Raw genomic sequence first — 18,207 nt, 5'->3', positions numbered from 1 at the left:
CACCCCTATAACATGCTGCCAAGAGTCGAAAGCATTAACGAGCCAATGATGAGGATTATTGCGCCTCCAAGACGTGAGGAGATCTGCGCGAACGGCATTAGCTCCATGCGGTGAGCCGCCGACAACACAGCAACATCACCCGTTCCGCCCATGTTCGACATGCAAAGCCCCGCAGTGATTCCCGCCTCGACAGGATAGAAGCCGACCATCGCGCCAATGAGACCCGCTCCGACAAACGCCCCTATGCACGCAAGGAAGCACATCAATAAATACATCATGCTGAAGCTGCTGATTACCACGTCAAGACTCAAGTAGCACAGTCCGATTCCAACCATAAGCATTGACGTGAGATTCTTCATTACGAACTGGAACCACTGATAGCAGCATACCTCTATAAATTCGGGAAGTACGTTGAAGACTTTGCACAGAGCGACCGTGATAATCATCCACGCGTAAGCATGAATATTCACCGCAGGTACTAACTTAATCCATATTCCCGCAACAATGTAGCCCCATGCAAAGAATGTTGTTGCGACAAGGAGACCGATTCCGAGATTCGTTACTGTAACTTTGTCGCGCTTGGCTTGCATTTCGGGTGAAATTTCGTATTCTGCCGGGTCATCATTCGCGCCGGTCTTCATGAGTGAGCCTTGTCCGTTGAAGAATTTTCCCGCGAGGACTTTCACGAGGATTCCCGCAAGAACGATTGATGTAGCATTTCCGATAGCGACAGCAGGATTCATGATTGAGATAGCCTCTTCAGCGGTCATTGTGCCGGAAGACTCAAAAATTTTGCTGAGGGGTACTGCTCCTGCTCCCATTCCGCCGCCCATTATGGGAAGCGCGATAAGGAGGACAGCTTTCACAACGCCGAATCCGCTGAAATGTCCTGCAAGTGCCACAAGCCCGAACGATAACGCAATAGCTCCGAAAATTGCCGGGAAGTAACGCGCCGCCGCTTTCACGAGAAGTTTGCGGTTCATTCCGAGAATTGAGCCTGTGATTAACGCCGCTATGTAGAAATCGAGAAATGCCCCGGCAGGCTTGAAGAACGTATCAATGTTCGTCATCAAAATTTTTGTGAAGCCAGTCTTACCGATTAAGCCGGAAATTACATCGAACACGCCGAAAAAGTTCATGTAGCGCAGGAATCCCATGCCGAAAATTATCACGACAGGGCCGCCGCCCAAGAATGTATTTACGATTGGTAGATTGTCGCCGATTTCCTGCAGGATAGCCCCGCAGACAATCATGAACGCGAAACATCCGGCCATGCCCGCCGGAAGGACTCCCAACATTGCCGCCAGCAATACGACAACCGCGAACAGCGCAAAATATTTCGGAGGGAGCGCGAAAATCTTGAAGCCTCTGTATTCTTCCATGTGCTATAACCTCGCTACACCTGATTTTCTCGCGGCCTCTGCAACAGCTTTTGACACTGCCGGGCCGACTCTCGGATCGAACGCCGCCGGAATGATGTAATCCGGGCCGAGCTTTTCGGGTTCGACAAGATCCGCAAGAGCGTGTGAAGCCGCAACCTTCATGGCCTCGTTGATGTCGCTGGCTCTTACGTCAAATGTTCCTCTGAAAATTCCGGGGAATGCAAGAACGTTGTTAATCTGATTCGGGAAGTCGCTTCTTCCTGTTGAGATTACCGCCGCCCCTGCTGCTTTTGCGTCGTCGGGGAAAATTTCGGGAGTCGGGTTGGCACATGCGAAGATTATCGGGTCTTTTGCCATTGAGCGCACCATGTCTTGAGTTACGCTGTTGGGTGCTGACACACCGATGAAGACATCCGCGCCCTTCATTGCGTCAGAGAGTGAGCCTTTGAGTCCTTCAGGGTTAGTGATTTCGGCCATCTCGGACTTTATCCAGTTCATGCCCTTCTCGCGTCCCTTGTAGACGATTCCTGTACGGTCGCAAAGTGTTACGTTCTTGAGTCCTGCTGAGATGAGTAATTTTGTGATTGCGATTGCGGCGGCTCCTGCTCCGTTTACGGCTACTTTGATTTTGCCGATGTCTTTTCCCACAACTTTAAGCGCGTTGATGAGTCCCGCGAGAGTGATAACGGCTGTCCCGTGCTGGTCGTCGTGGAAAATCGGAATGTCGCACTTCTCCTTCAACTTTCGCTCAATCTCAAAGCACCGGGGCGCGGCTATGTCCTCAAGATTAATCCCGCCGAATGAGCCTGAAATGTTGTAGACGGTCTCGACAAACTCGTCAACGTCTTTCGTTTTCACGCACAGGGGGAAAGCGTCAACGCCTCCGAACGACTTGAAGAGAACGCATTTTCCCTCCATGACGGGCATACCTGCTTCCGGGCCGATGTCGCCGAGTCCGAGTACTGCGCTTCCGTCCGTTACGACAAGGCAGAGATTATGACGGCGTGTCAAATCGTAGCTCTTGTTTACGTCTTTCTGAATCGCGAGGCAGGGTTCAGCAACGCCCGGCGTGTAGGCAAGGGAAAGATCTTCTTTTGTCTTGACGGGAACTGTGGCGATGACCTCAATTTTTCCCTTCCACTGCTCGTGAAGCCTGAGTGATTCTGCTGCGTAGTCCATGAAAATTTTATCCTCCTCAAAATATATATTAATCACGGCAAAATTTACCGTTGATTCCTGAAGGGTAAAAATATTTTTGTGTGAAAATTTTTGTGCGATGACGTAATTATATCAAGTATTGCTAAATTTTGGCCATGTTCATTATTGCTTTCACAAATTCGGCCATGCTTATGCCTCTTGCTTTTGCCGCTTTGGGTACGAGGCTTGTTGCTGTCATTCCGGGGGCTGTGTTCACCTCAAGTATATATGCTTCACCTTCAGGCGACAATCTGAAATCCGCCCGGCTGTATGCACGACAGCCCAGCGCGTTATGAGCCTTCACCGCGTAATCGCCGATTCGTTTCGCGGTCTCATCGTCAATTTCAGCGGGACAAATATATTCTGTCGCTCCTTTCGTGTATTTGTTCGCGTAATCGTAGTAGCCTTCATGCGGCTTAATCTCTATCACGGGCAATGCTTCTGTTACTCCGTTGTTCTCCCAAACAGCGCACGTTATCTCATGGCCGGGGATATATTCCTCAGCTATGACTTCCCCGGCGTAACTTTCACGGGCGAGACTCACAGCGTCATTGAGATTCTGCGGAGTCAGTTCGGGAATGATTGAGACTCCGACCGTTGAGCCTCCCGCGCAGGGCTTTACGACAATATTCCGGCCAATTTCCCGCACAACGTCATCATAATTTTTCGGGAGAAATACAGATTTCGGGACGGGGATTCCAGCACTCGCAAAAATTTTCTGAGCCTCCCATTTGTCCATAGCCAGCGCACAAGCGTGAGGGTCTGAGCCTGTATACGGTATTCCCATCTCCGAGAGTCTCGCCTGTAACCGCCCGTCCTCGCCCCAGTCGCCGTGCATGGCGATAAATGCCCCGTCGTAACCCTTCACCCTGTCAGCCTCTTCAAGCCTCAGAAGGTCGATCATGTCCGCGTAGAATCCCGCCTCATTCAGAGCGTCAGCAACAGCTTTCCCGCTCCGCAAAGAGACTTCACGCTCCCGGCTGTCTCCTCCGCACAAAACCGCAACACGTTTCATGTATTAGCCTCCGTAATATTTGATTAGCACCTGAGTCCCGTTCTCGCCGAATCCGTCATCATCAAGCTGTTTGTAGTGGCTCATTACAGTAAGAAGGACATCAAGATTCAGATTCTCTTTTCCGGCCTCGTCAACCGCAAGAAGCAAATCTTTCACGAAATGTTTTACCGAGAAACCCGGCGTAAAATCGCGGTCTAATATTTTCGGCCCGGCTCCCTCCAACTGTTTCGAGCTTGCCCCGCCCGTTGAGACTGCCCGCAGGAATTTCGGCATGTCGAGTCCTTCCGCACGGGCATATGTCATAGCCTCGCACACTCCCGCGATTGTCCCGGCAACGATTATTTGATTCGCTAACTTTGTGTGCTGACCCATTCCCGGCCCGCCCATGTAGTTTATGTTCGTACCCATTGCCCGGAAAAGAGGCAGGCAGGCGTTGTAGTCTTCCTCATCGCCCCCGGCCATTATCGAGAGTGAAGCGTTCTTTGCGCCGCTCACGCCTCCCGTAACAGGAGCGTCAAGAAAGTGAAGCCCCCTTTTTTCGGCCTCGTCATGAATCATTTTCGCCAGCGAGGGACTCGCCGTTGTCATGTCGATTAGGTATGTATCTTTCTTCATGCTGTCGAGTAATCCGCCGGAGGAAAAATATACTTCCTCGACATCTTTCGGGACTCCCAGCATAGTTATTGCCACGTCAGAATCTTTCGCACAGTCGTAAACAGAGCTGTGATATTTTGCGCCGCTGCTGATTATGTCGTAAACCTTCATGATTGAGCGGGCGTAAACGTCAACAGAGAAGCCCAGCTTGATTAGGTTGCGGATCATAGGCTTTCCCATTCTCCCGGCACCGATAAAGGCAATATTCTTCATGGCCGTGATAACCTCCTTCAGTGAATGCTATAATCGGATTTATTTTACAGATAATATCACAGCGGGAAGGATTTTATGACAGGACGAGGATATACAGACCTAATTTTGAGAGCGTTATATTCCTGCGAGTGAAAGAAATTCCGCGCCTAATGTCTGAAGCTCGCGGACTATTTTGCGGGCGGTCGGCGTGAAAAATTTTGGGCGGGTCAATACTGCCGGGACTCCTTCTTTGGGTGAAGGGCCGAATAATGTGCCGTTGTTCCTGACAAACTGGAATATGTGATAGCCCTTGCCGGAAAACTCACGCAGATATTCTTCCTGGGCGTCTATCATCTCATCGCCCTTCTGTATATTTACCATCATGGGAACGATTCCGAGAACGCCGGCGTTAATGTGAGTGTACCGTGAGTCTTTGAGTACATCTGTCAGCCTGTTATATTCTTTCATGAAATTGCTGATATAGTTTTCGAGGCTGTTTACTCCGAGTGATGACAAGTAATCGAGTTTTGCCGGGATAATGTAATAATCGCTTGCGGCAATGGCATTCATTACGGAGGCTCCGAAACTTGGCGGGCAGTCTATGAGAACTAAGTCATAATTTCCGGCTTCATTCTTCAGGGAGCGGCGTATATGGCTGTATGTTTTGAGATAAGTAGAAGCGCGAATCAAATCCGCCTGAACATTCACAGAACTTGCCAGATACATATCAATATTCATAATCTCAAGATGTGAGCTTACGAGGTGAAGAGTCTCATTGCCTGAAAGAAACATGTTGCCGAAATTTATCGGTATTGCAAGCGATGACAAGGACGGAATTTCATCAGCAAAATTGATTATAGGGTCAAAGAAATTTTTGATTGTCATTGTGTCGGCATATTTCACGCGCCAATATTCCGGGTCAATGAAGCTGAATGTCAGACTTGCCTGCGAGTCTAAATCTATCATCAGGACTTTTTTCCCCTGTGAGCCCGCGTACGCTCCAAGATTGGCAGTGAGAGTCGTTTTCCCGACTCCGCCTTTGATGTTGATTACTGAGACTGTTTTCATGATGTTCTCCGTAAGTTTTGGATTTACGGATTATAGCACAGACGTTACGCAGAAAAATTATGTTATCATCTCTCAATATCAATCACGAAAGGACTGGCGCATTACACGAAATGAATCGGCGTATTTCAGTCGTCATTGCCGCGTACAACGGCGTGAAGTTTCTGCGCGAACAGTTAGACTCAATCTATGAGCAGATATTGAAGCCCGATGAGGTTATTATCGCTGATGATTTTTCTGATGACGGTACATTTGACTTCTGCCGGAAATATATCGATGACAGGAGCCTTCACGGGTGGACAGTTTACCGAAACGCCAAAAATCTCGGTGTCAGCAGAAATTTCCGCGAGGCTCTGAGACATGCAACGGGGGATTACGTTTTCACGTGCGATCAGGACGACATATGGATGCCGGACAAAATTTCAGCGATGGCTGCGGCCATGAATGACAATCCGGCGATACTCCTTCTTGCCTCGAACTATATCCCCTTCAGGGACAGCGAAAAGATAGCGCATTCCTACGTGAAGAATCTTGCCCGCGATGACGGCGAAATTATCCCGCTGAGGCTCAAAGATTACTGGCTCGGAAATTTGCGGCCGGGCTGCACATTCTGCTTCAGGCGTGAAATCATTGACCGTTTCAGCGTGATGGACATTGACACGAGGCTGCACGACTCTATGCTGTGGAAGTATGCCATTGTCGCCGATGGGCTGTATCTGATGTGCCGTCAGCTTGTGCTTTACAGGAGGCATGACAGCAACGCCACAAACCAATTCAGGCGGACTCCCCCGAATATCTCACAGCGCGTAAAGAACGCTGACATTGACGCGGAAATGTGCCGGAAATTTCTTGACGCTTCTGACGGACTCGCAATCCCCGAACATAATCGGAAGGCACTCCGCAGAATGATACACTTCCTTTCACGCCGCAAAAAGATTCTTGAGGGACGCAATCCCGTAATCATCGCCGTGTTTGTCCTGCTGAACCTGAGATACTATCAGACATTCCGCAATGCCCTGTCAGACATTTACGCCGCAATAAAGCTCCGTGATTAGCCGTGATATAATCGGCAAAAAGGGGAAATACTCACGTGATAACCCGTCCCGCAAAAAAATCATTGACTCCCTCCCTGCGTAACAAAACAATCCTCGAACGCGCAGGAATTTCCGCAAGAGCCTGGCTAACCCCGTCAAAAGCTCACACCCTCGCCATATTCCCCGACTCGACTCAGGCCGCAACATTCGCGCAGGATTTCAGGACTCTTCACCCCGGCGCAAATATTTTCCTCCTGCCTGAAATGCCGCTTACCCCTCAGCCCGGAAGCGTTCGCCCGCTGTTGTTGGAGCGCGGAGAAATTCTCAGGAGATGGGCGGAGTCAGACGGCGTAATCTCGGCTTCCCCCGGCGCGTTAATGGCCTCGTGCCTTGTCGGGGCGATGGATTACCGGGTCGCAAAATCACTCCCCTTTGACGCTGAGTCCCTCAAAGACTGGCTAATCTCTTCAGGCTACAACCCTTCAAGCCTCGTATGGATGCCGGGACAGTTCGCGCAGAGAGGGTATATTATTGATGTCTACGATCCGGCGTACGCGCTGCCGTTGCGGTTTGAGTTCCTAGACGATGAATTAGAGCGGATTGGCGGCTTCCACCCTGACACGCAGAAATCAAGCTCCGAATTAATGTCCCTCGACGAAATAACCCTTCACGGAATCACGCAGGCTGTAAGGAGTTTTACGGCTGACATGATTCCAGCTGACACGATGATAGCCATCAATGACCCCGCGAAAACTGAATCACAGGCCGAGTCATTCATATGGCTTTGGCGCGAGGTTTTCGACTCGGTGAAAGCAGGCTACATTGTGGAGGAATGGCCCGACATTTTCGCAAAGCTCGCAAGATTCCCAGTCGTAAGAATCACAAATGACCCCGTGAAATCTGACGCTGAATTTATGACCGACTCACTTCCGGCATTTAGGGGGAGTCCCGAAAAGATTCTCACTCTCTGCGAAAGTCTGTCGGCGAACGGCTACAGCATAGAGATATTCACGGACAACCCGGTGTTTCAGAAACTGCCGTATACGATACATGAGGGAAAATTGTCGGCGGGGTTCACAGACAAGTCAGCAAAAAGAGCCTTCATATCTGAGCGCGAATTATCCGGCATTAACGCGGGAGTCTCACTCACTCAGCGGCATACCCCCGATGATTGGAGCGAGGGCGGGAAATTGTCGCCGGGTCAGCTAGTGATTCATGAGGATTACGGGACAGGAATCTTCCGGGGGATTGAGACTATTGACGCTTCCGGGGTTCCTCTTGATGTTCTCGTGATTGAGTTTGCTGACGATCAGCGGCTATTGATACCTGTAACGCAGTCGGAGAAATTGACGGGACTCAACGAGCACGAGTCAGAGTCGGCGAAACTTGACACGCTGAAGGGAAAAACGTGGAAGCACCGACTCCAGAAGACGCAGGAGCAGGCCGAGAAGGAAGCAAAAATCCTGATGGAGATATTCGCGAAACGCGAGCTTGAACGCCGTCCCCCCTACGCCCCGAATGACAGCGCATATGATGATTTTGTGCGGGCGTTCACGTTCAACGAGACAGCAGACCAGCTCAAAGCGGTTGACGATATTATGTCCGACCTGTCATCAAATTTTCCGATGGATAGACTCCTTGTCGGTGATGTCGGATTCGGGAAGACTGAAGTAGCATTGCGGGCGGCATTCCGCGTAGTCATGGCCGGGTTTCAGGTGTGCGTTCTTGTGCCGACTACGATACTTGCACAGCAGCATTACTCCGCGTTTCAGTCGAGATTGTCGGGCTTCCCCGTGAATGTCGGACTCTTGTCGCGTTTCATTACGGCGAAACAGGCGCGTGAAGTCCTCAAGTCAACAGAAGAAGGGAAAATTGATATTCTCATCGGCACACATAAATTATTGCAGAAGGGCGTGAAGTTCCGTGCGCTTGGACTGCTGATTATTGATGAGGAACATCGGTTCGGCGTAATGCACAAGGAGTCCCTGAAAATGTCTTACGGGAAGGCGGATGTCCTGAGTCTTTCTGCGACTCCTATTCCGCGTACATTGGAGATGGCGTTACGCGGCCTGCGTAGTATTTCTGTTCTGTCGACTCCTCCTGAAGACCGCCTGCCGATTACGACATACACCGGGAAATTCAGCGCGGGAACGATCCGCCGGGCAATAACATTCGAGCTTAACCGCGGGGGGCAGGTGTACTTTCTCTCAGGGAAGATAGCGAGAATCCCGGAATACATGCGAATGTTAGGGGCGTTTTTCCCGGACGCTGTAATAAAATTCGCTCACGGCCAAATGAACGAGAAAGAATTAGAGTCAACAATGCTTGAGTTTTACGACGGCAAAATAGACATCCTCGTAGCCACAACGATAATCGAAAGCGGGCTTGACGTAGGCCGAGCAAATACCATCATCATCGACAACGCGGAAGAGCTTGGACTCGCGCAAATGTACCAGTTACGCGGGAGAGTCGGCAGAAGAGGGGAAAAGGCATTCGCTTACTTCTTTTACCCGGAGAAATCGACTCTCAATCAGGACACGTTAGACCGTCTCGAAGCGATTGCGACAATGACGGAATTAGGCTCAGGCTACGAGATTGCCCGGCGGGATTTGGACATACGCGGGGGAGGCGAGGCAGGCGGGACAATTCAGCACGGCAACACGCGAATCAGCAGCTACAGTTTGTTCTACAGCATGTTGGAACGTGAACTAGACAAGCTCAGGGGCAAGACAGAATCACCCAAGCCCGAAATAATTTCCGACCGCGGCGGCGGGTTCATTCCTGAGAGCTACATACCGCAGGACGATGTGAGGATCACGCTTTACCGCAGACTCATTAACGCGCTTGGTCTTGATGAGATTGACGCATTATGTGATGAGATGGCCGACAGGTTCGGGGCGGTGCCTTCTGAGGTGAAATACCTTGTGGGCTTGACGGCGGCAAAGAATTTCGGGGGGCGTTACGGGATTCGGGAAGTCAGCGTGAGGAAAGGTACAGTAACAGTAAAATATTCCGGCGGTGAAATTCCTGCTCACCAAGAACGTGTGAGAAAATATCTAAAGTCATTAGGGCGCAACATCAAATTCACACAGGAGGATTGATTCATGTTCATGTTCATCTGCGGGCCTCACGCCAGCGGGAAAACGAGCATTCTCCGCGCATTAGAGCGGGACAACATCATAACGGGGTGCGGTTACGAGATCGGCAAGGAAATATTCTACAGGGACAAGGGAATCCCGGATAAGCGCGATGAGGCTTTCGAGGTTGAATTGACGAAAATGGAGCTTGAGCGGGATATGAATTTCGCCAATCTTCCGGGCGTGTCGATTTCTGAGACGTGGCACCCGGGAAATTTGGCGTATGTGGCAGTCCGTAACCCGAAAAGTTTCCGGCGGCTTTCTGCGTTAATGCGTACATCTCCATTAATCGACCGTGCATGGGGGATAAAGCTGCTGACGACTCCCGAACAAATGCACGAGCGGACAAAGACATTCAGCGACAATAAAGCGTGGGCAGTTGACTTTCATTCGAGAGTCGGCGAAAAGATAGATGACTGTTTATATGAACTGGGACTGATGGCGCGGACTGTAACGCTTGATACTTCTGGCGGGCTTGATTACACGGTTGCGCGTGTGAAGGAAATAATATTAGACCGCTGTATGAGCTGAGAGAAAATCTTACCCCCCTAAATCCCCCCTTAGCAAGGCGGACGAGAGACTCGCCGGGGACTCCTGCCTCCCCTGCGAAAGGGGAGGTGCCTGAAAGGCGGAGGGGTCGCGGAGAAATCACCCCTCTAAATCCCCCCTTGGCAGGGGGGAGGTGTCCGAAGGACGGAGGGGGCAACGGGGTCGCGGAGGGGGCTATTTTCACACGGTCATAATGTGGCTGGCAACCGCAAAATACATCGTCAGGCTTCCCGCGTCAACAATCGTCGTAACAATCGGCGCGGCCATCAATGCAGGGTCAAATCCGAGTGCCTTTGCGATTAACGGCAGCATTCCCCCGACAGTCTGAGCGAATATCACCGTCGCAAAAAGACTTATTCCCACCGTCAGCGACAAAAGCCAATCCCCGCTCATCGCGTACTTGTAGAAGAAATTGACGAACGCGAGTCCCCCGCCCACTATCAGACTGACTCGAATCTCCTTGAACAGGACAGTGAATGCGTCCCGGAGCTTCAATTCTCCGACAGCAATCCCGCGAATCACGAGCGTTGACGACTGAGACCCGGCATTACCGCCCGTATCCATTAGCATTGGGATTGACGCAATCAGCGCAGGAAGAGCCGCGAATACGGATTGATAGTGATTCAGGATTGACCCGGAGAGAGTCGCCGAAATCATCAGCACCATCAGCCATATCACGCGCTTTTTCGCAAGCTCCCAGATTCCCATCGACAAATACGGCTCATCCATCGGCAGCATGGCCGCCATCTTGTGAAAGTCCTCTGTGCTTTCCTCCTCTAAGACCTCCATAGCGTCATCAACCGTTACAATCCCGACAAGGTGATTCAGAGAGTCAACAACAGGTACGGCCATAAAGTCATATTTCTGGAATATCTCCGTAACTTTCTCGCGGTCGTCGTTTGTGTTGACGGTGATTAGGTTCGAGTCGGTCATAATGTCGCCGATCTTGTCAGCGTATTGCGATAACAGCATTGTACGCACCGTAACGACTCCGATTAGTATTCCTTTCGGGTCAGTAACGTAGCAGGTATAGAGAGTCTCTTTGTCCGTTCCCACTTCCCGAATGTGCCTGAAGGCCTCCTCAACGTTCATATCAGGGCGCAGGGAAATATATTCTGTCGTCATTATGCTTCCGGCTGAGTCTTCCTGATACTGCAATAGCTGATTTATCCCCCGGCGTGTTTCGGGGCTTGCATTGGCGAGTATTCGGTTCACGACATCGGCGGGCAGTTCCTCTACTAGGTCAGCCGCGTCATCGAGGAATAACTCATCGACAATATGCCCTAATTCGGGGGCTGTGAGCTGTGATACAAGTGCTTCCTTTGTGTCGGGGATAAGGTGCGCGAAAACCTCCGCGGCCATGTCCCTGCTTAACGCCCGGAAAAGCACAATGCGTGACTCAGGCTCTAACTGTTCGAGGGTGTCGGCTATGTCTGCGTCATTCATGTCTTCTGTTATGGCTCTGAGTTCGCGTATGTTCTTTGCTTCGGCGAGGGATTTTATTTTTTCGAGTGTCTCTGTGATTTCGGGCATGGATTCTTGCACCTCCTGTGTAGTATCAGCAAAGAATTTTATCACGCGGCGGGATTGCGGGCGTTTGTTTTCAAAAAAAAATAAAGTATAATCGCGTACACCTTTTCACAGAAAGAAGGAATCATTCCACAATGACCACGAAAAAGTTTTATGCGTTAATTGTCGCACTCGTTCTTCTTTTCACCGCTGTCATGGCGGGCGGGTGCGGAGGCTCAAGCGGCGGACTCGTTCAGCTTGGCGGCAACACCTCGCAGGGCGACACCTCAACAACACAGCTCCCGAACATGTCAGAAATTTTTGACTCGGCGGAATTTGAGCAGGTAGTCTCAGAGCTTGAGCAGGAACTCATCGCGGAAGGCATTGACCCGGAAACGTTCAAAGGCCCGGACATTCATTTTGTCATGATACTGTCGGATGACGCTATATATCTTGACGGCGGACTCTCAAGTGCCTCAGCGGTGAGAAAATCCGGGGCAGCTTCGGCGGCGGAATCAATCTCAAGTCTCGGCGCGAAACTCTCGGCGGATTACGAGTCGGGCGATGTCATTGCGCTGTATTTCCCGACACCCGCGAACATCAACAAACTTTACGAGGCGTTAGGCGAGAGTCCTATTTACCCAATGACAGAGTCGGAGGACGATAGCCTGTACCCGGAAATTTACGCGGTCGCAAAACGGCGCGGGGTTTCGGCGGATCACTATTTCGCGTATGAGGTGCAGGGAAGCAAAGCACTTCTTCTTGCACAGATAACCGACATTATTTCCAGCGGCGATGAGTCTTCCTCCGTGAGCAGCGGCGGTGATTTCGCGGTGAATGTTTCGGCGGCCTCAGACGATACCGACATGAGGCAGGAATACCTGTTCCAGTCCCGGCGTTACGTGAACTTCATAAAGTGGACGGCTCTTCTCGACAAGAGGGCGGCGGAGCTTGACGCGGGGGCAGTTGCGGCAATGTATCAGTTCAGGGCGGCGGCGGACAGTTCAGCGAATTTCCTCGACATGTCATCACAGAATTTTGACGGCGACGCGGGATATTTCCAGAAGAAATATCAGCCTCTTTATAAAGCTCAAGCGATTACTCCCGGAGAAGATCCGAACGCGCTTCATCCTTTTTCTCATTATGATGAGGCTCTAAACAGCAACGAGTATATGTACACTCAGTTTGGCCACACATATCCCAATAGAATCGACATAAACTATGACGCGGGATTTTCCTTCACGGTCTACACAGCGCACAATTATTCCGATGGGGATGACTATTACCTCTTCAAGTCAAACGCCTACACCACTCCCAAAAATTTCAAGCAGTATCAGCCGTACAGCGATCAAAGATGGTATGCGAACTGGGGCTACACGAGGACGTTCGGCATAAAAGCCTATGTTCCCGGAGCCAGCACGAGCAATGTAATACTGCGCGACAATGCCCCCCAGACCGTGAACAGGAACGGAAGCGTTACGGACGGAATCACAACGACAATCACGGGGACGTTCGGAACGAGCTATACCCTCAGCGGAAAACTGGGTTTCAGCGGCGAGACACCTACGGGCGAGATCGGCGGGGAGATTACGCAGTCTTACGAGACATCAAACAGCGTATCGTACTCGCATTCTCAGACGTGGGAGACAAAAGAATGGTATCTCTACAACAAGAGCGGCGGAAACTCAGCGGAATGGGCGGCTGATTTCACCGACAACCCGACCTACGTTCAGTCCTCGACGGTGCAGACGAAACTTTCAAGCGAATGGATATGGCGCGTGAAGAAGGATTTTGCCGTGAAGCACAGCACTCTTGACGTTAGTGTGGAAGTTAAGACTCGGCAGGGCTTCGACAGCGTAATGTTCGACGGTGATTCATCAAGTCCGCTGTGGGTTTCGCGTTGCGACAAGGAAATCACCGCGCCCAAGACAATCCATGTGAGCCGACCCAATCAGATTTTTGTCGGGCAAAGGGCGTTCAGCGCGGGGAAAAACGGCGGCGAGGGAATGTTCAAGATGCTCTGCAACAATGCCTACACGATAACGAGCAATCAGACATGGTGCCAGATAAGCGAGGAGCAGCAGTCAGGCACCGGCACCGGGACAGATCCGGAGGAGGTCTTCCTGTGGGTTGAGCCGTACGATGACAGCAGCAGCTCATACAAGTCGCGCTCGGCGACAATCACGGTGAAGGACAGTGTTACGGGCGACAAGGTGGATATAACGGTTCGCCAGCGCAACAGGTAGCGGGGAAAAATTTATGCCCTCGGAGGAAAATTCCGGGGGCATTTTTTTGCGGGAAATTATTATAATTGCGGCAAAAATATTTTACGGGGGGTAATTTCTGACATGCCGACAATCAGCTTGTTCTTCGGAATAATAATCCGCATGTTCTGGAAGGATAACGACAGGCACAAAATGCCGCATTTCCACGCCTATTACGCGGAGTATGAGGCTGTCTTCATTGATCCTTTGCGTTAGGGAGGCCGTTATGATTCACGGAGAAGAAGAAATGCTGCCGAGAGTCTCATCAGTTGAAGCCCGCCCGGATTACAGCCTTGTGGTAACGTTCAGGAACGGCGAGCGCAGGCTCTATAACGCGGAATCCCTGCTGAAGCTGCCGATGTACAGGAATCTCGCAAAAGTATTCATGCTTGCGAGGGCTGAATACGGTGCTGTTATATGGCCGGGAGACATGGACATAAGCCCCGATACCCTGTACATGAACAGCACGGTAATTGACGGATGACAGGCGCGGGGAAAAATTTATGCCCTCGGAGGAAAATTCCGGGGGGCATTTTTTGTGTTAGGCCGACTTAGTGAAAGAAGCTGCCTGTTTCCTTTTTGCGCTGAAAGATTTTGTGCCTGTATTCCTTCATGTAAGGCAGTGAAGAAAGCACATCATAATGTCTGCTGGCTGTCTCAGCTGATTTCATTTCTCACTTTTCCGATGAGATAGAGACTCCCGCATACTAGGATTGACTCTTGACCGTCATCAATGGCTTTCCTTATGGCCTCAGAAGGACTCGCGAAAGTCCCCGCAATATTTTCACCCGCCGCCCGCGCTAACTCTTCAGGACTCGCAGACCTCGCCATTCCCGGAACGCACGACAGGTACAAATCCGGCCTCAATTCCTCACAAATCACTTCAAGACATCCGGCATAATTTTTGTCCCTCATGGCCGCGTAAACTACCGCAAAATGTCTCTCAGGCCATAATTCCCGGACAGCCCGACACAAATTCTTCACGCCGTCGAGATTATGCCCCCCGTCAAGAATGATTAGAGGATTCCTGCTGACGATTTCGAGCCGCCCCGGCCATTTGGCTTTGAGCATTCCCGCACGTATTGAGTCCTCCGTGATTTTCGGGAATGAGTCCCGCAGGAATGATATTGCCGACAGCGCAAGAGCCGCGTTTTTCACCTGATAGCCGCCGATTAGCCCCGTGCGTAAATTCCTCAGCTCCAATTTTGGCGCGTGAAAGTCGAAAGTATTTCCCTCTGCCGTAACTCTGACATTTTCGACTCTGGCCTGCCTGCTTACGATGAAGGGCAATGCTCCTTTCTCCCGGCAAGTATCCGTAAACATATCAGCTAATGACTCATCGACTCCCGAAAACACAGCGGGTACATTTTCCCGGACGACCGCGAATTTTTCCCCGGCGATTCCCTCAAGAGTCGGCCCTAAATATTCGGTGTGGTCAACTGAGACTGACGCAATCACCGTGCAGGCTGTATTATTCATTGTGTTAGTCGCGTCGAGTTTTCCGCCGAGTCCCGCCTCAACGACTCCGGCCTCGATTCCTGACTCCCTCGCAAGCTCAAACGCCCCCGCCGTAAGAAGCTCGAAGTATGACGGCAAATCTTCATCGGGCAAAATATGACTCACAGCGAAATTTACGGCCTCAATCCACGAATCTGCGGGCAGTTCTTGACCGTCAATCATGAATCTTTCGCCGGGACTCGAAAGATGAGGACTCGAATAGAATCCCGTCTTATAGCCTGACGCGCTTAGGACTGACGAGATAAACGCGCCTGTTGAGCCTTTGCCGTTTGTGCCGACAATGTGGACTGACCTGAAGGAGTCTTGCGGATTGTCCATGCGTGAAAGTAGGCGTGAAATTCTTTCGAGGCCGGGAATGATTCTGTTGTCGGAATGCTGGTACAATAATTTTTCGAGATCGTCAAAACTTTTCATGATGTGTAATCTCCTGCTCATAAATTTCCCCTTCATTCCCCTCCTTTTTCCCCCCGCGAAAATCACCCCCCTGTTTTCCCCCTTGACAGGGGGGACGAGGGACTCGCCCGTGTTTTTGCCTCCCCTGCGCAAGGGGAGGTGGCCGAAGGCCGGAGGGGTCGACAACCCTGCGTAAAGAGAGATGACCGAAAGCCGGAGGGGTTACGGAGGGATTGCCATAAAAAAAGAGCAGGCGAAATCCCTGCCCCTGTCGTATTCTGAAAGCTATTGCTTCATCGGCGGGAACGAGAAACTTGACTTGAAGCCGAGTTTTTTCATCGCCTCAATCATTAACCCGGCCTGATAGCTGTTTTCTCCTGCCTCAACCCAGACTTTGACATGCTTGGATTCGGGGTTCTGGTATGTCCTTGCCTTGTAGCCTGCAAGTTTTATTTTCTTTGCGACTCTTTCGGCCTGAGCCTTTGACGGGTACGCGCCGACCTGAACGCGCCACTGCTTTTCGGGCGGAAGGTTCGTCATGTTGACTTTCGCGGGCTTTGATGGTTTCACGGGGTCTGAGGCTCTGACGGTCTCGGATGATTTCGCCGGGCGTGATACAGCGGGCTTAACGTCTGCGATACGGGGAGCCTCTGAGTTTTCCGCGACTGCAAGAATCGTGTTATCCCTCGCGGCTTTGTCCTGGGCTGTTACTGTCTCTGAGGGCTTCGGGGTTTCTTTTGCGACTGTTGATGACGGTTCCGGGGTTTTTGCGGCTTCAGGGAGGGACTCTTCACGTTCGGCCATGACTGCCGGAGAGTCTGTATATGCCCGTGTTGATGTGATTGACGGGGACGACTTCATTCCGCTGGCAAAAAACTGCTTGCCCGCGAGAAAAAGGAGTCCTACCGCAGCGATTCCCACGATGGGCAGTACTATATCGCCGAATGACGGAATTAATCCGCGTTTCTTTATGCCTCTTCTGTTTGTTGTTCTTCTTGACATGTCTTAATCCTTCCGATTCTTTCTGTAAATTGACGGCTGATCGTAAATCTTTCTCGGCATTCCCATAAAAGCGTCGCGCTCGTTGGGATTGGGCTGTGATAATCTCGCTTCCTCTAAGCCTTCCTGCTGTGCCTTGCGTTTCTGTTCGTACAGAGTGTAAAGAGTCCTTCTCGGTGTCTGCGGTGTCTGAATCACCGGGGGCTGCTGCTGTGCGGGGGGCTGCGGCATGGGAACGTTCTGACCTGTTACGGGCTGCTGAGGCGGCACCTGCTGTACTCTGTCATTCCTTCCGGCAATGCGTACGCTTCTTGCGGGCTGTCCCTGCGCTTCTTCCGGGAATGTCGCAATGAGTGTTACGTGTACCCTTTCGCCGAGTGAGTCATCAAAGACGTGTCCCCAGATGACCTGCGCGTCCGGGTCTGCTTTCTCCTCGATGATGTGCGCCGCGTCTGTCATTTCCTGAAGAGTAATCTCCGTGCCTGTCGTAACGTTCAGCAATATTCCTGTAGCACCTGTTACGGGCATTGTCATTAGCGGGGAGTCTATTGCGTTCTGTGCGGCTTTCTTGGCGCGGTCTTCGCCTTCACCCTCTCCCATTCCCATTATGGCGGTGCCTGCCCCTGTGAGGATGGCTTTAATGTCGGCAAAGTCAAGATTCACAAAGCCCGATTTAGTGATGAGGTCTGTTACACCCTGAACGGCCTGGCGCAAAACTTCATCAACCTTCTTGTATGCGTCAACAATTTTCATTTTGAGGCCGTTTTCCATCTGAAGCAGTTTGTCATTCTCGACTATGAGGAGCGCGTCAACATTTTTCTTGAGGTGTTCGATTCCCTCTTCAGCGGTACGCATTCTCCTGCCCATCTCGAATCCGAAAGGCTTTGTTACGACACCGACAACAAGCACTCCCATATCCCTGGCGGCCTCAGCTATGACGGGTGCGGCTCCTGTGCCTGTTCCGCCTCCCATGCCCGCCGTAACAAAAAGCATATCAGCACCGGTGATATATTCTTTGATTCGGTCAATGCTTTCCTTTGCCGCGTCAGCTCCGATTTTGGGATTGGCCCCGGCTCCGAGTCCGCGTGTGAGGGTCTCGCCCAGTATAATTTTGTTGGGAGCCTGATTCATGTCGAGGGCGCGAGCGTCTGTATTAGCGGCTACAAAGTCAACGCCCTGAACGTTTGACTCTATTATGTGATTGAGGGCATTCCCTCCCCCGCCGCCAACGCCGAACACTACGATTTTTTCATTCTGGCGGATGTTGTTGTTGGTGAGCTTGAACAAGTTATCATTCAT

15 protein-coding genes are annotated in these 18,207 nt (G+C 51.2%); 6 read left to right on the top strand and 9 right to left on the bottom strand.

The features are described from left to right. Nucleotides 1–5: 5 nt before the first annotated feature. The 5 genes from IKQ95_09180 to IKQ95_09160 form a co-directional block, all read right to left on the bottom strand. Nucleotides 6–1,382 carry a 2-hydroxycarboxylate transporter family protein gene (locus IKQ95_09180; protein MBR4196867.1) on the bottom strand — a complete coding sequence of 459 codons (1,377 nt, stop codon included), beginning with the start codon at nt 1,380–1,382 and terminating at the stop codon, nt 6–8. A gap of 3 nt (nt 1,383–1,385) precedes the next feature. Continuing rightward, nucleotides 1,386–2,561, bottom strand: coding sequence for an NAD-dependent malic enzyme (locus IKQ95_09175; GenBank protein ID MBR4196866.1), 1,176 nt, complete (start codon nt 2,559–2,561; stop codon nt 1,386–1,388). A 121-nt stretch (nt 2,562–2,682) separates the two neighbouring features. Beyond that, nucleotides 2,683–3,594, bottom strand: a complete 912-nt coding sequence (locus IKQ95_09170; GenBank protein ID MBR4196865.1) for a D-alanine--D-alanine ligase — start codon at nt 3,592–3,594, stop codon at nt 2,683–2,685. A gap of 3 nt (nt 3,595–3,597) precedes the next feature. Further along, complete coding sequence (locus tag IKQ95_09165; protein ID MBR4196864.1) at nt 3,598–4,461, bottom strand: NAD(P)-dependent oxidoreductase; 864 nt, start codon at nt 4,459–4,461, stop codon at nt 3,598–3,600. A gap of 114 nt (nt 4,462–4,575) precedes the next feature. Next, nucleotides 4,576–5,508 carry an AAA family ATPase gene (locus IKQ95_09160; protein ID MBR4196863.1) on the bottom strand — a complete coding sequence of 311 codons (933 nt, stop codon included), beginning with the start codon at nt 5,506–5,508 and terminating at the stop codon, nt 4,576–4,578. Nucleotides 5,509–5,525: 17 nt separating this feature from the next. On the opposite strand from IKQ95_09160, the gene IKQ95_09155 reads away from it, so the two are divergent. The 3 genes from IKQ95_09155 to IKQ95_09145 are packed head-to-tail and all read left to right on the top strand — an operon-like array spanning nt 5,526 to nt 10,207. After that, nucleotides 5,526–6,560 (top strand): glycosyltransferase, encoded by a 1,035-nt coding sequence (locus tag IKQ95_09155; GenBank protein ID MBR4196862.1) that lies wholly within the window; start codon nt 5,526–5,528, stop codon nt 6,558–6,560. Nucleotides 6,561–6,595: 35 nt separating this feature from the next. Then, on the top strand, nt 6,596–9,640 hold the full coding sequence (locus IKQ95_09150; protein ID MBR4196861.1) for a DEAD/DEAH box helicase: 3,045 nt from the start codon (nt 6,596–6,598) through the stop codon (nt 9,638–9,640). A 3-nt stretch (nt 9,641–9,643) separates the two neighbouring features. Further along, nucleotides 9,644–10,207, top strand: coding sequence for a hypothetical protein (locus IKQ95_09145; protein MBR4196860.1), 564 nt, complete (start codon nt 9,644–9,646; stop codon nt 10,205–10,207). A 198-nt stretch (nt 10,208–10,405) separates the two neighbouring features. Here IKQ95_09145 and mgtE read toward each other — a convergent pair whose 3' ends face one another. Continuing rightward, nucleotides 10,406–11,758, bottom strand: a complete 1,353-nt coding sequence (gene mgtE, locus IKQ95_09140; protein ID MBR4196859.1) for a magnesium transporter — start codon at nt 11,756–11,758, stop codon at nt 10,406–10,408. Nucleotides 11,759–11,889: 131 nt separating this feature from the next. On the opposite strand from mgtE, the gene IKQ95_09135 reads away from it, so the two are divergent. The 3 genes from IKQ95_09135 (at nt 11,890) to IKQ95_09125 (ending at nt 14,482) form a co-directional block, all read left to right on the top strand. Then, nucleotides 11,890–13,980 (top strand): BACON domain-containing protein, encoded by a 2,091-nt coding sequence (locus IKQ95_09135; protein MBR4196858.1) that lies wholly within the window; start codon nt 11,890–11,892, stop codon nt 13,978–13,980. A gap of 102 nt (nt 13,981–14,082) precedes the next feature. Next, nucleotides 14,083–14,214, top strand: a complete 132-nt coding sequence (locus IKQ95_09130; protein ID MBR4196857.1) for a DUF4160 domain-containing protein — start codon at nt 14,083–14,085, stop codon at nt 14,212–14,214. Nucleotides 14,215–14,224: 10 nt separating this feature from the next. Further along, complete coding sequence (locus IKQ95_09125) at nt 14,225–14,482, top strand: DUF2442 domain-containing protein (protein ID MBR4196856.1); 258 nt, start codon at nt 14,225–14,227, stop codon at nt 14,480–14,482. A gap of 173 nt (nt 14,483–14,655) precedes the next feature. Here the strand turns inward: IKQ95_09125 and IKQ95_09120 are convergent, their stop codons facing one another. The 3 genes from IKQ95_09120 to ftsZ all read right to left on the bottom strand — a co-directional run bounded on the left by IKQ95_09120 (nt 14,656) and on the right by ftsZ (nt 18,207). Then, nucleotides 14,656–15,930, bottom strand: coding sequence for a bifunctional folylpolyglutamate synthase/dihydrofolate synthase (locus IKQ95_09120; protein MBR4196855.1), 1,275 nt, complete (start codon nt 15,928–15,930; stop codon nt 14,656–14,658). A 264-nt stretch (nt 15,931–16,194) separates the two neighbouring features. Further along, the gene (locus IKQ95_09115) at nt 16,195–16,911 is read right to left on the bottom strand and encodes an SPOR domain-containing protein (protein MBR4196854.1); all 717 of its coding nucleotides are present in this window, start codon (nt 16,909–16,911) and stop codon (nt 16,195–16,197) included. A 3-nt stretch (nt 16,912–16,914) separates the two neighbouring features. After that, nucleotides 16,915–18,207 (bottom strand): cell division protein FtsZ, encoded by a 1,293-nt coding sequence (gene ftsZ, locus IKQ95_09110; protein ID MBR4196853.1) that lies wholly within the window; start codon nt 18,205–18,207, stop codon nt 16,915–16,917.

This window comes from Synergistaceae bacterium (genome assembly GCA_017540085.1).
GTDB lineage: Bacteria > Synergistota > Synergistia > Synergistales > Aminobacteriaceae > JAFUXM01.
The sequence above is the reverse complement of the archived record's forward strand: the minus strand, read 5'-3'. Positions and strand labels throughout refer to the sequence as shown.

Bases quoted from the DNA above. Each gene is read 5' to 3' on its own strand.
- IKQ95_09180 (MBR4196867.1), bottom strand. From the start codon at position 1,382: ATGGAAGAATACAGAGGCTTCAAGATTTTCGCGCTCCCTCCGAAATAT.
- IKQ95_09175 (MBR4196866.1), bottom strand. From the start codon at position 2,561: ATGGACTACGCAGCAGAATCACTCAGGCTTCACGAGCAGTGGAAGGGA.
- IKQ95_09170 (MBR4196865.1), bottom strand. From the start codon at position 3,594: ATGAAACGTGTTGCGGTTTTGTGCGGAGGAGACAGCCGGGAGCGTGAA.
- IKQ95_09165 (MBR4196864.1), bottom strand. From the start codon at position 4,461: ATGAAGAATATTGCCTTTATCGGTGCCGGGAGAATGGGAAAGCCTATG.
- IKQ95_09160 (MBR4196863.1), bottom strand. From the start codon at position 5,508: ATGAAAACAGTCTCAGTAATCAACATCAAAGGCGGAGTCGGGAAAACG.
- IKQ95_09145 (MBR4196860.1), top strand. From the start codon at position 9,644: ATGTTCATGTTCATCTGCGGGCCTCACGCCAGCGGGAAAACGAGCATT.
- mgtE (MBR4196859.1), bottom strand. From the start codon at position 11,758: ATGCCCGAAATCACAGAGACACTCGAAAAAATAAAATCCCTCGCCGAA.
- IKQ95_09135 (MBR4196858.1), top strand. From the start codon at position 11,890: ATGACCACGAAAAAGTTTTATGCGTTAATTGTCGCACTCGTTCTTCTT.
- IKQ95_09130 (MBR4196857.1), top strand. From the start codon at position 14,083: ATGCCGACAATCAGCTTGTTCTTCGGAATAATAATCCGCATGTTCTGG.
- IKQ95_09125 (MBR4196856.1), top strand. From the start codon at position 14,225: ATGATTCACGGAGAAGAAGAAATGCTGCCGAGAGTCTCATCAGTTGAA.
- IKQ95_09120 (MBR4196855.1), bottom strand. From the start codon at position 15,930: ATGAAAAGTTTTGACGATCTCGAAAAATTATTGTACCAGCATTCCGAC.
- IKQ95_09115 (MBR4196854.1), bottom strand. From the start codon at position 16,911: ATGTCAAGAAGAACAACAAACAGAAGAGGCATAAAGAAACGCGGATTA.
- ftsZ (MBR4196853.1), bottom strand. From the start codon at position 18,207: ATGAATGATAACTTGTTCAAGCTCACCAACAACAACATCCGCCAGAAT.